We start from the raw sequence: 11,773 nt of genomic DNA on the forward strand, positions 1-11,773 counted from the left end.
ATTTTATGCCGCTTTAGGCGCGGCCAGCGTAGAGCCTAGCTCCCTCGCGCTGCGCCAAGGTGTGATTACCGAAGCGGGCGCTATGGCGCAGCGGTTTAATAATCTAAACCGCGTATTAAGCGCCCAGCATGCCTCGATTAATGAGCAGCGCACTGCCTTAGTCACTCAGGTGAACTCCTTGGGTGGATCGATTGCCCGCCTGAATAAAGAAATTGTTGCGGCGACCGCTACTGGCGTGAATCCATCGGGCTTATTGGATGAGCGTGATCGCAAAATTGATCAGCTTAGCGGCCTAGTTGATGTGCGCGTGGTGAATCAAAACGACGGTGCCATCTCTGTTACCTTGCGTGCGGGCCAGCCTTTGGTTGTTGGCGATAGTGCATCGGTGATGAGTACCGAAGTGCAGCTTGATGGTAGCCAACTGATTAAATTGTCCTTTGCTCAGGAAAAATTCACCCTAAACGGTGGCAGTATCGGCAGCCAGTTAGGCGGCTTAAATGAGTACGAAAAAAACAGCTTAAAGCCGATGGAAGACTCGGTGCGTACCCTTGCCAGCGAAGTGGCAGGGCGGATTAATGGCCAGTTAGCTGCGGGTTTTGATTTACCCGATAGCGCTGGTGCGCTCGGCCAGCCAGGTAAGGCTTTATTTGTGTTTGATGCAAATAACCCTGAAGCCATGCTGAAACTGCGCTCTGGCGTATTGGCGGGTGATTTGGCTTTTGCGTTGGATGCGGCTAAACCCGGCGGCAGCGGTAATTTACAAAAATTAATTGATATTCAGAGTCAGCCCTTAGCGGTGCCTGGCCTTGGCACGGTAACGCTAAGCGATGCCTATGCTCAGCTTTTGGGGCGACTCGCCTCTGAAAGCCAGCAAAATCAATCCTCCTTAGCAACTGGCAAGGTGGTGCGTAATCAGGCCGAGCAAGATTGGAAAAGCACTAGCGGCGTAAACCGTGACGAAGAAGCGATGAATATCGTTGAATATCAGAAAATGTATCAGGCCAATATGAAGGTGATTGCGATTGCTAATCAGTTGTTTGATAGCACTCTGGCCGCTTTTGGTTAAGCCGTGTAGCAATGTCGTGTGAGCAAAACCCAAATCTTGAACCACAGAGAACACAGAGAACACAGAGAACACAGAGAACACAGAGAACACAGAGAACACAGAGGACACAGAGTTACACGGAGAAAACCAGACTTTGAATTAGGCAATCTTTTGAATTTGTACTCATTTTCAAGTCTGACAATTCTAATTTTTATTATGGCTAGTCGCATGGGGCTTAAATCTCCCCTTGAAACACGCCGGAGTGAGGAACAAGCGGGGCGGGGGATCGCTTGGGAGCGAGGCAGCGAGCCAATCCTGCCCGCCGCCGACTCGAGTGTCCGCAGCGCAGGGGCCTTCGTGCTTTGAGTTTGTGGCTTGGCTTCGTTTCTTGACCACACAAGAAAGGAAGGTCCAGCGGGACGCCCGCACCTAAATTAATGTGCCGAAGGCACTAAAAAGATGATCTCTGTGTAACGTAAGTTACTAAGGGGGAGGCTAAGGTCAAACCCCTTAGGTGTACGACACTAGTGTTATTTCGCTGGCCCAAGGTCTGTTTAAATTGACGGAGTTTTTATGCGTATCGCCAGTACCCAGTTACAAACAACCTTGAATGAATCTTTGCAAACGGCCTCGGGCAATATGGCTGAGCTACTGCAAAAAATGTCATCGGGTAAGCGTTATTTACTCCCTTCAGAAGACCCGATTTCCAGCGTGCGTTTACTGCGATTAGAGCGTGAAGAGGCCGCGATTGATCAGTACAAAAGCAATATCGGCGCTCTGCGCTCGCGCTTATCAATGAATGAATCTTATCTTGATGGCATGACGCAAGATTTGATGCAGGCAAGGGTTTTGCTCTTGGGGGCGGACGATACGGTTTCTAAAGAAGATGTAAAAGATATCGCCGCCAGCTTGGTCAGCCTAAGAGACAGCCTGTATTTCACGAGCAATACCAAGGATCAGGAAGGGCATTATTATTTTTCTGGCACAGCCAGCTCTATGCCAACGCTGACGTTAGATGGCACTGCGGCGGCCGGTAGCCGTTATGCCGCTACTGGTAATAATGATCAGCAGCTAGTGGTGGTGGGTAATGGCGTGACGCAAGCTTCGAATGTGGCGCTGACAGAAATGGCGGTGCTGCTTAATCAGCTGGATCAATCGATTAGCGCACTGCAAAGCCCACCTAGCGGAGGCTACCGTGCCGCAGTAGAGCAGGGGATCAATGGCCTTGATATTGCGCTCAGAAGCGTTGGCAGCAAAATTGCCAATCTTGGCGGTGCGCAAAATAATATGCAGATGATGGAAGACAACCATGCCAATGTGAGTTTATCTAATCAGCAATCGGTTAGGCTATTAGGTAGCCTTGATTATGCAGAGGCAATGATTAGCATGGATGGTTATAAACTGGCCTTAGAAGCTTCGCAGAAGGCTTATGGCAGAATAAGCAACTTGTCTTTATTTGATGTACTCTGAACAAAGACCTTGCAGAAGCTTTATCGAATCAAAAACTTATCTGACGTGATTTAAAAGGAATGATGGGTATGGCAGCAGCGTTGCCCAGGCTGGACAGAAGTAATCCGAGCAGCCGCTTAGGGATTGATAGCAAGCCGGTGCTTGCACCCGCTGCGCCAGCCGTTGTTAGCATGGTGGCGGCAGTGCGCGAGCAAAAAAGCGAGCGTGCGGGCTCCTGGCGCTACAGTACCCAGTTGAACGAGCAGCTGACGGCTGGACAGCGGGCGCTGGAGTATGTTGATCAACTTAGCGATCAGCTAAGCGGGCTAAAGCTAAAGCTCAGCCAAGAGCTGGGTCAGCGCCGTGTTGACCGTGAAGAGCTGAGTAGCAAAGTGGCAGAGTTCTCCACGCTGTGGGCCGCCCGTAGCCAGCATACCGGTGGCAGCATAGATGGCCATTTAAAGTTTCATCTTGCTCAGGATGCAAAAGAAGTGTTCCGTGCTCGTGGTTTAGAGCTGGAATCCTTAAGCAGCGGCACTGCTGAAATGCTGACTTTTTATACCGGTGTGCGTGGCACTGGCCCTGCTTCGGTGGCGGTGGGCGGAGAGATCAGCCGCGAAAATCTACTGCGCCAATTTAATCGCGCACTGGCGCCTTCTGGTATTCGCACCGAAGCCGATCAGAGCGGCGCTTTAGTTTTTTCAGTGGCAGAAGAAGCCCTACCGTCTTTGCAAAGTAAGCTAGCGATTCGGGGTGGCGGTATTCGCTTCCCCGCTGGGCAAGCTAATCGGCTTAAGCTGGAGAGTGAATTACCCGCTATTACGCCTAGCCACTGGAGCACCGATGATCACGCCAGCGTGCGGCAAAGCCTGCAAAAAGTAGTGATGGCGCTGGAGCAGCTAGAGCAAACCCGTGCAGCAATTAGTAGCGCCATGGGTGAGGCGAAGCTGGCGATTGAGCAGCTTTCCACCATGAATGAATCAGAATGGGCGCAAAGCTTTGTCGGCGATTTTAATGGCCGTTTTAATCAGAGCAGCGATTACCGTTTTTTTAGCGACATCGCTCCGGCGCTGATGGGAATGAGTCGCTACCGTGTGCTGTCTTTGCTAGCGTTAAGATAGTGCATCACTTTCGTTGGCGTGTTTTTTAAGCCCAATCGCCTAGTTTATAGCCTTGTAATTTAGTCTCTCAGCTACTTTAAAGGGAGATGGAGAGGTTTTTATGCCTATGCTGCTTGCTATCTGCTGCCTGCTTTTGCCTTTATTTTGTTCTGCAGAAGCGACGATTCAGGTGGGCACTGGTTATTCTAAGCCACCCTATGTTATCTCTGAAACTCAAAGTGGCTTGGAGCTTGATATTGTGCGCGCGGCGCTGTCGGCTGAGCAGTTACAAATGAACGTCGTATTTTTGCCGCCAGCACGGGCGCTACATATGTTTAAAAGCGGCGAACTTGACGCTATTACCACGGTAAATGAAGGCTCTCATTTAGTTGGTTATTGGTCAGATTCGCATATTTTTTACCAAAACTACGCCATTACGATGGCAAGCAGGGCCATTGCGATCAAGAAAATGGCCGATTTAGCTGGGCACAGTATCGCCGCCTTTCAAAATGCCAAACTCGCACTTGGCCCCGAATATGCGGCAGCAATTACGCAGGCCAGCTATCAAGAAATACCCAATCAACTGACGCAAAATAAATTGCTCTATACCGGCAGAGTGGAGGTGGTTATTGGTGATCGACTTATTTTTGAGTACCTGAATCAGAGCTTGGCTAGTCGTTTTAATGTGCAGCAAAAGCTGCAATTTAGCGCTATTTTTCCAGCCACTCATTATAAAGTCCTGTTTCGTAACCGTGATTTACGCGACCGCTTTAATCGAGGGCTTGCCACCATTCATCACAATGGCGTTTATCGTCAAATCGAGCAGAAATACCGCCCTGCCAGCCCTGCCAGCCCTGCCAGCCCTGCCCACTAATTCCTCCCGCTTTACCTCCTCTGTGTAAATATTTACTAATATACTACTTAAGAAATTTCAGCTGGGTGTCGCCTTAGAAAGGTAGAGGCGCCCAATGGCGGGTGCCGTTACTTTGTCATTTGGAGTTCTTCCCCATGTTGAGCCTGCACACAAACGCCGCTGCCCTTTCTACCCAACGTAACTTGGGCACTAGCCAATCTGCTTTGACCACATCCATGACTCGTCTGGGTACAGGTCTGCGCATCAATTCTGCAATGGACGACGCTGCTGGCTTGCAAATTGCCACACGTATGGACGCGCAAAGCCGCGGTATGCAAGCTGCGATGAAGAACACTCAAAACGGTATCAGCATGTTGCAAACCGCTGAAGGCGCTTTGGGCGAAGTAAGCAGCATCTTATTGCGTATGAAAGACCTTGCTACTGAAGGCGCCAACGGCACTGCAACTGCTGATGATAAAAGTGCAATGCAGGCTGAGTTTGCTGCGCTGGGTAAAGAAATGGGTAACATCATCAAAAATACATCGTTTGGTGGCGACAAATTACTGACTAAAACAACCGGTAAGTTGGCTGCAGGTGCTGTAGATTTTCAGATCGGTGCGAGTAAAGATGAAACAATGGCAGTTGATCTGAAGTCGGGGATTGCCGCACTGGCTACTTCATTGACAACGGCATCAACAGCCTACCGTTTGGCAACTGATCCAACCGCCGCTGATGTAACAGCAAAAACAACTGCTGATGCTGCGGTTACTGCTGCAGCTGCTTTGCCAAGAACAACTCCAACAGAGATCGCAGCTTCTGATTTAGCTATTGCGACTGCAGACACTGGCCTGAAGACCTTATTAAACGGTGCAGAGTTGACTGTTGCTGGTGGTGCAAATGCACAAATTAGCAATCTTGATGCTGCCCTTAAAGCAGTAGGCACAGTTCGTTCCGACCTTGGTGCAAACGCCAACCGTCTTGACCACGTTTATAACAACTTGGGCAATATGGATAGCAATACCAAGATGGCTAAGGGCCGTATCATGGATACCGACTACGCGACTGAACAAGCGAAAATGACTTCTAACCAGATGCTGATGCAAGCTGGTACTTCGATGCTGAAGCAAAGCGGTTCGATGAGCCAAATGGTGATGTCTCTGATGCAATAATCCGGTTATGACTGGATAAACTAACCAGCTGCTGCGTGCGGCTGGTTTTTTTTTGCGGGTAGTAGGGGTTTAAATATGCTGGGAAGAGTAAGCGAGGCTGGATTCATGCCTTTGCTACAGGCTAAGGAATCCAGCTCATTTAAAGAAGGTGATCTACTCACTATTATTGCAAAGCAACAATCAGCGGTGCGCTTGCGCACGCTTGATGGCTTAGAGTTTGATATTTGCCTGCCTGATCTTTCAGCAGATTGGCTTGGCCGGCAACTGCGGGTATTGGCTAGTCAATCTCGTTTGCAATTGGCGCTAGAGACGATTCCTAAGCCAGAGCTGAGCAATGATGGCTTGTTGGATGCCTTGGTTTTGCGTGATAACCCAAGGTTTTCCAAAAATAGACCACAGATTTTTGAGCTGGCAAATGCGTGGAGGGTACAATTATTAGGAACGATTTCCTATCTGGCAATGCGCCTAGCCCAAGATAATGGGGCACATTTCCCTCTCGCCTTATTGCAATTGGGTGTGTCCACTCAAGCCGCGCCTGCCGAATCGGTGAGCATGCCGCTGTGGTTATGGGGTGGCCCTGTTTTGCAGCTGTGGTTTGTTGAGGATGAGGCTGAGCCAAGTTCTGAGTTGGTTGAATCTGCCGTTGAATTATTGCTAGAAATTACCTTGGCTAAATGGGGGCATATACAGCTGCTGCTGCGCTATCGGCATAGCAGGCTTGTGCTTAATCTAGGGGCGGAAAGTGAATGGCACTTTGCGCTCAGTGCTTTGGAGCCACAGTTTAAGCAGATCGCCTCTCAGCTGGGTTTGCAATTAGCTGTGTATGTGGGTGAGCCTTTAGTAGGCCTGCATCGCTTACAGATCAGTAAAGCCGCTAGGCTCAGCCCTGCGCAACTACCGCCACCCATATTTAAGCTGGCGGCTGAAATATTGGTGCTATTAGAGGCTCATGCTTAGATGATTGGCACTCAATAGCGGAGAGTAGCCTGAGTCAGCTTATAATATTGCGATCATTGAATAGCCTAAGAGCCAGCAAAAATGCGTATTAATTTGAAAGTTCCTTTTGCAGAGAAAAACAGCGCAAAAGCCTTAGGCGCGCGCTGGGACGCGGCAAAAAAGCTTTGGTTTATCGTAGATAAGCCGGATTTAAGCCCATTTTTGCAGTGGATGGATGCCAGCAGTGTGGAGCAAAAACCGGCGAAAGTAGCGGCTCCTATCGCCGCGCCACTGCCCAAAATAGCAGGCGTAGACTACGGCGAGCCACCTTGGGAAGTAACCGCGAATGACATTATTTTAAAGTAAGGCACTGATGGGCAATAAATAGTCTGGTCTGGTGTTTACCAGCAAAGGGGTGAGAGGCTTGCTTCAGCGCAGCTTTTGTCGCCGGGCTGATTATCGGGCTTTACCCATACTGCAAAAAAACATATTCCACATCACCCCAGCGTCCCAAGCAAACTCACGTCGTAATTCTCTGGAATCTCGTTATAAGAAAGCACATGCAGCCCAGGTGCAAACAGCCTGCCGTAGCGAGCAAGGATAGGGCGGATTTGTGGCATAACCAGCAAGATAGGCGGGGCGCTTTGTTGCTTGAGCTGCTCACGCACTAGCGGCATATTGCTTTGCAGTTGGCTGAGTACATTTGGGTCTATGGGGAAGCTATCTAGCGCCACCTTGCCGTTTTGCTGGGCCTGGCTGAGCGAACCCAGCAGCATGTTTTCCAGCTCGGCGCTCAGGTTAAAGGCCTTAATTTCACTTTTATTGCCCAGAATAGCTTGGGCGATTTGCCGCTTTAAGGTGCAGCGCACTTCGGCGGCCAGCATGATGGGGTCTTTGGCGTTGTCGGCGGCGTCGACCAGGGTGGTGGCGATCGGCACGATGTCTTTGAGCGAGATATTTTCTTCCAGCAGATAGCGGTAAACGCGCAGTAGTTGGTTGGCATTCAGTGCGGTATTGAGTGCGCTGGCGAGCTTGGGTGCCAGCACGGTAAGCCGCTCAGATAAGGCGCTGACATCGTCGTGGCGAAATAGCTCGGCCAGATGGCTGCGGATGACTTTATTTAGGTGGGTGGCAATTACGCTTGGGCAGTCAATCACCTGATAGCCAAGGCCCAGTGCATTGGCTTTGTCGCCGCTGGCAATCCAAGTTACCGGCATGCCGTAGGCAGGATCTACGCCGGGGATGCCATCTAAATTACCGTAAACCTCGGGCGAGGGAATCGCCATCAGGTGATCGCTAAATACCTCGGCCTGCGCTACCACACTGCCATTGAGGCGAATGGTGTATTGCGATGGCTTGATGCGTAGATCATCACGCATGGCGATATGCGGCAGCAAAATACCCATATTTTCACTCAGCGTTTGGCGCACGCCACGGATGCGTTTACTCAGTGGCGCGCCTTGCTCCTTATCCATTAGGCCGACCAATTTATAACCCAGCGAGATGGCTAACACATCCACATAGGGCAGGGCTTGCCAGTCTAAATCGGCCTCATCGCTGCTGAGTAGCGCCGATTCGATGGCTTTTAAGTCTTGGGCAGGCTTGGGGGTTTTTTCTGTATTTTGCGCCATTTTCCAGCCGCTATAGCCCAGCAAGGCGGCAAAGGCCAGAAAGGGTACGAGCGGCATGCCGGGAATAATCGCCAGCACAAACATAATGCCCGCAGCGCTCATCAGCACCGTTGGCGAGGCCAGCAGCTGCTCACCAATTTGCTCCTGCATATCGCCAGAATCGCTGACACGGGTGACCACAATGGCGGCAGCGGCAGACAGCAGCAGGGCGGGGATCTGGGCAACCAGACCATCACCAATGGTCATCAAAGCATAGAGGCGGAACGCTTCACCCATACTTAAATCGTGCATGGCTGCGCCGATGGCGACCCCACCAATCAGGTTGATCAGCAGAATCAAAATACCGGCAATGGCGTCCCCGCGCACAAACTTAGACGCCCCATCCATCGAGCCATAAAAATCGGCTTCTGCGGCGATATCACGGCGGCGTTGTTGGGCTTGTTCCTGATTAATCAGCCCCGCGTTTAGATCAGCATCAATCGCCATTTGCTTGCCTGGCATGGCATCCAGCGTAAAGCGTGCCGATACTTCGGCAATGCGCTCTGCCCCCTTAGTGACCACAATAAAGTTAATGATCATCAGGATGACAAATACCACCATCCCCACCACAAAATTACCGCCAATCACTACCTTACCAAAGGCTTCAATCACCCTACCGGCTGCTTCCGTACCCTGATGGCCGTGCAGTAACACCACGCGGGTGGAGGCTACATTGAGCGTTAGCCGCAGCAGGGTGGTGGCCAGAATAATGCTTGGAAAAGCCGAAAAATCTAGCGGGCGTTTCACCGATACCGCCACCAGCATCACAATAATCGCCAGCACAATATTAAAGGTGAATAAAAGATCCAATACCAGCGGCGGGATCGGCAAAATAATCATGGCCAGCATGGCCAGCAGGAATAAAGGCGCTGCCAGCTTGAACTGCTTTAGGGCGCTTAAATAGGGGTCGAGTGATTTCATGCTGGTTCTTTAATCTCTGCAAGTTCTGGTGAAATGCCCGTGACAATTGGTAATAGGGGAGCATTAATCACCAGTAGGGCGAGCAATGGTGCAGCCAGCTTGAACTGCTTTAGGGCGCTTAAATAGGGGGCGAGTGATTTCATGCTGGTTCTTTAATCTCTGCAAGTTCTGGTGAAATGCCCAAATCACTGGGTAATTGGGGGGCAATACGGCGGCCGCCGCTGCGAAAAGCTTTGAGCTGCAATACATAGGTCAGCACCTGTGCCACGGCTTTAAATAAAGGCGCAGGAATTTGCTGATTCACTTGGGTGGTTTTATAAATAGCGCGGGCTAAGGGCGGAATCGGCACAATATCTATTTTGTGGATTTCGGCGAGTTGGCGAATATACATCGCCATTTCATCCATGCCTTTGGCCACAATAAAAGGCGCTTGGGCGCGGTTTTCATCGTACTTTAAAGCCACCGCATAATGGCGCGGGTTGACGATGATTACGTCGGCATTGGGGATGGCCTTGCGGATGCTACGCTGGGCGATTTGCTGCTGAATCTGCCGAATACGCCGTTTGATCTCTGGTCGGCCTTCGCTGGTTTTATATTCGTCTTTTTGCTCTTGCTTGCTCATTTTTTGTTTGCGCATAAACAAAAAGATCTGCAGCGGCAAATCAATGGCGGCAAATAAGATAAACACCAAGCAAAAACTAAACAGCGCATCAAATAATAATTGCGTCGCACCCGTCAGCGCTTCGCTTAGCGTTCGCTCCTGCAGGCTAAAGAACCCGGGCAGGCTATTCTTGCTGACATAAAACAGTACGGCAGCTAGAATCAGCACCTTAATAATGGCTTTGATTTGCTCGCTGGCGTGTTGCGCAGAGAAAATCCGCCCAAAATGGGAAAGCGGATTCATGCGCTCAAACTTAGGCATCAGTTGCTTGCCAGAGAATATCCAGCCGCCCGGATACAGTGAGGCAAGGATAATCATTAGCGGAATCATGGCCAAAGGCAGCAGCATTTTGATCAGCAGCATAAAGCTGCCGCTAAATAGGCCAGACCAAACATTATCAATACTGCCTGGCTGGTCTAGCGAGCTAAAAGCCAGCTTAAACAGTGCGTCAAAATCAACTAAATAGCTGGGGGCCAGCAGCGCAAATACTTTTAAGCTGGCAAGCAGGCCCACTGCCGAGGCCACTTCGCGCGAGCGGACAATCTGGCCTTCTTTTCTGGCATTTTTGAGTTTTTGCGGGCTGGCTTTTTCTGTTTTATCGCCATTAGACGCTTCAGCCATGCACGCCTCCGTGCAACATCTGCTCAATCATTTGCAAAATCTTTTCGCTGAGCTGGCTATAGTGGCCTGGAATAAAACGGCTAATCAGGCCAAGGGTGAATAGGCCAAACAGGGTGATGAGAGGAAAGCCTAGAGAGAACAAATTAAGCGCTGGGGCCACGCGGTTAAGTAAACCAAGGCCAAGCTGCACAATAAAAGTAGAAAAAATACTAGGAATGGCTAGCAGTAAAGCCGCAGCAAACACCCAGCTTAGGCTTTGTGCCAGCATCTTGAGCGAGACAAAATTAATCCCATCCGCCACCGGCCACAGCTTAAAACTGCCGTAAATAATCTGCACCAGTACCAGATGCCCATCCATGGTAAAAAACAGCAGCGCACCTAATAAATACAGGAGGGTAGAAATCACATCCGATGAGCTGCCACTCATAGGATCATTCATCACCGCCATACTCAGGCCCATTTGCGATGAAATCAAAAAGCCTAGGATGGATAAAATCGTCATCACCATCTGAAAAGCCATGCCAAAAATCAGCCCGATAATCACCTGCGCAAAGGTGGCAACAATCCACTGCATAGAAAAGGGATCAATACTGAGCTGGGTTTTTTGCATGATGGGCAGGGTGATCACGCTGAGCACTAGCGATAAACCAATCCGCACACGCACCGGCACCATGGCTTCGCCAATTAAGGGCGCAAAACTAAACCCCGCCATAAAGCGGCAAAAAGGCCACCAGAGCAGGGGTAGGATTGCGAGTAATTCCTTAATCAGGGCGTCCATTGTTTTCTTGTGGTTTCGAGCTTAGGGTGGGTTAGGCTGCGTGTTGTGTTTATTGGGGCTGTGGGCGTTTTCGGCCGTAACCTGCCATTGCGCTGTGATGTGTACCAAGCAAAAAGATCTTTTTAGTGCCTTCGGCACGTTGATTTAGGAGCGGTAGCCACCGCGGGGGCGTTCTTTTCTTGAACGGCCAAGAAAAGAACCAAAAGAAGGCCGCCCCACGAAACACGAAAGCCCCTCATCTGCGGACAATCGAGCGGCGGCTGCGGAACTCGCTTCGCTCAGACAGTCCTCGCCGAAACCCCGCCCGCTTGTTCCTCGCTTCGGCGTGTTTCAAGGGGACTCTAAAGCCCCGTGCACAAAGTGTGGTTAATAAGTTTTTGGACTGTTTGCGCCTAGTGCCGTTATGGGCAATCTTTTTCGCTACCCCACCAACATCGCCGCATTATTAAAAATCTCGATGCAAAACGTCATCAATTGCCCCACGATCCAATGCCCAGCAAGGGCGATGATGGCGAGGGTGACCAGCAGGCGGGGCAAGAAGCTGAGGGTTTGCTCGTTAATCTGCGTAGC

12 protein-coding genes are annotated in these 11,773 nt (G+C 50.5%); 7 read left to right on the forward strand and 5 right to left on the reverse strand.

Translation table 11 applies throughout. From position 1 onward, the window contains the following. The 7 genes from flgK to Q0R17_RS08415 all read left to right on the forward strand — a co-directional run. A partial coding sequence (gene flgK, locus Q0R17_RS08385; protein ID WP_293933953.1) for a flagellar hook-associated protein FlgK occupies positions 1-1,066 on the forward strand: 1,066 nt, incomplete at its 5' end. A 552-nt stretch (positions 1,067-1,618) separates the two neighbouring features. Next, positions 1,619-2,515 (forward strand): flagellar hook-associated protein 3, encoded by an 897-nt coding sequence (locus Q0R17_RS08390; protein ID WP_293933955.1) that lies wholly within the window; start codon positions 1,619-1,621, stop codon positions 2,513-2,515. Between the two features lie 68 nt (positions 2,516-2,583). Further along, positions 2,584-3,615, forward strand: a complete 1,032-nt coding sequence (locus Q0R17_RS08395; protein WP_293933957.1) for a hypothetical protein — start codon at positions 2,584-2,586, stop codon at positions 3,613-3,615. A gap of 100 nt (positions 3,616-3,715) precedes the next feature. Continuing rightward, complete coding sequence (locus Q0R17_RS08400) at positions 3,716-4,468, forward strand: ABC transporter substrate-binding protein (protein WP_293933960.1); 753 nt, start codon at positions 3,716-3,718, stop codon at positions 4,466-4,468. A gap of 134 nt (positions 4,469-4,602) precedes the next feature. Further along, entirely contained in the window at positions 4,603-5,616 is a 1,014-nt protein-coding gene (locus Q0R17_RS08405) for a flagellin (protein ID WP_293933961.1), read from the forward strand. Between the two features lie 105 nt (positions 5,617-5,721). After that, positions 5,722-6,573 (forward strand): hypothetical protein, encoded by an 852-nt coding sequence (locus Q0R17_RS08410; RefSeq protein WP_293933963.1) that lies wholly within the window; start codon positions 5,722-5,724, stop codon positions 6,571-6,573. An 81-nt stretch (positions 6,574-6,654) separates the two neighbouring features. Beyond that, positions 6,655-6,918, forward strand: a complete 264-nt coding sequence (locus Q0R17_RS08415; protein ID WP_293933966.1) for a DUF5710 domain-containing protein — start codon at positions 6,655-6,657, stop codon at positions 6,916-6,918. 131 nt (positions 6,919-7,049) lie between these two features. Here the strand turns inward: Q0R17_RS08415 and flhA are convergent, their stop codons facing one another. From flhA to Q0R17_RS08440, 5 genes are all read right to left on the reverse strand, one after another. Next, positions 7,050-9,143 carry a flagellar biosynthesis protein FlhA gene (flhA, locus tag Q0R17_RS08420; RefSeq protein ID WP_293933967.1) on the reverse strand — a complete coding sequence of 698 codons (2,094 nt, stop codon included), beginning with the start codon at positions 9,141-9,143 and terminating at the stop codon, positions 7,050-7,052. Beyond that, positions 9,140-9,286, reverse strand: a complete 147-nt coding sequence (locus tag Q0R17_RS08425; RefSeq protein WP_293933970.1) for a hypothetical protein — start codon at positions 9,284-9,286, stop codon at positions 9,140-9,142. The genes flhA and Q0R17_RS08425 overlap by 4 nt, the downstream gene beginning before the upstream one ends. Beyond that, complete coding sequence (gene flhB / locus Q0R17_RS08430) at positions 9,283-10,425, reverse strand: flagellar biosynthesis protein FlhB (RefSeq protein ID WP_293933973.1); 1,143 nt, start codon at positions 10,423-10,425, stop codon at positions 9,283-9,285. Before flhB ends, Q0R17_RS08425 begins: the two co-directional genes overlap by 4 nt. Beyond that, positions 10,418-11,203, reverse strand: a complete 786-nt coding sequence (fliR, locus tag Q0R17_RS08435; RefSeq protein WP_293933976.1) for a flagellar biosynthetic protein FliR — start codon at positions 11,201-11,203, stop codon at positions 10,418-10,420. Before fliR ends, flhB begins: the two co-directional genes overlap by 8 nt. Before the next feature lie 420 nt (positions 11,204-11,623). Beyond that, positions 11,624-11,764: a flagellar biosynthetic protein FliQ gene (locus Q0R17_RS08440; RefSeq protein WP_374759860.1), complete on the reverse strand. Its 141-nt coding sequence runs from the start codon at positions 11,762-11,764 to the stop codon at positions 11,624-11,626. Positions 11,765-11,773 lie beyond the last annotated feature (9 nt).

The sequence above is a fragment of the Iodobacter sp. genome, assembly GCF_025352645.1.
GTDB lineage: Bacteria > Pseudomonadota > Gammaproteobacteria > Burkholderiales > Chitinibacteraceae > Iodobacter.

What these genes read in the sequence shown, in the direction of transcription:
- Q0R17_RS08390 (WP_293933955.1), top strand. Translation starts at nt 1,619, where the DNA reads ATGCGTATCGCCAGTACCCAGTTACAAACAACCTTGAATGAATCTTTG.
- Q0R17_RS08395 (WP_293933957.1), top strand. Translation starts at nt 2,584, where the DNA reads ATGGCAGCAGCGTTGCCCAGGCTGGACAGAAGTAATCCGAGCAGCCGC.
- Q0R17_RS08400 (WP_293933960.1), top strand. Translation starts at nt 3,716, where the DNA reads ATGCCTATGCTGCTTGCTATCTGCTGCCTGCTTTTGCCTTTATTTTGT.
- Q0R17_RS08405 (WP_293933961.1), top strand. Translation starts at nt 4,603, where the DNA reads ATGTTGAGCCTGCACACAAACGCCGCTGCCCTTTCTACCCAACGTAAC.
- Q0R17_RS08410 (WP_293933963.1), top strand. Translation starts at nt 5,722, where the DNA reads ATGCCTTTGCTACAGGCTAAGGAATCCAGCTCATTTAAAGAAGGTGAT.
- Q0R17_RS08415 (WP_293933966.1), top strand. Translation starts at nt 6,655, where the DNA reads ATGCGTATTAATTTGAAAGTTCCTTTTGCAGAGAAAAACAGCGCAAAA.
- flhA (WP_293933967.1), bottom strand. Translation starts at nt 9,143, where the DNA reads ATGAAATCACTCGACCCCTATTTAAGCGCCCTAAAGCAGTTCAAGCTG.
- Q0R17_RS08425 (WP_293933970.1), bottom strand. Translation starts at nt 9,286, where the DNA reads ATGAAATCACTCGCCCCCTATTTAAGCGCCCTAAAGCAGTTCAAGCTG.
- flhB (WP_293933973.1), bottom strand. Translation starts at nt 10,425, where the DNA reads ATGGCTGAAGCGTCTAATGGCGATAAAACAGAAAAAGCCAGCCCGCAA.
- fliR (WP_293933976.1), bottom strand. Translation starts at nt 11,203, where the DNA reads ATGGACGCCCTGATTAAGGAATTACTCGCAATCCTACCCCTGCTCTGG.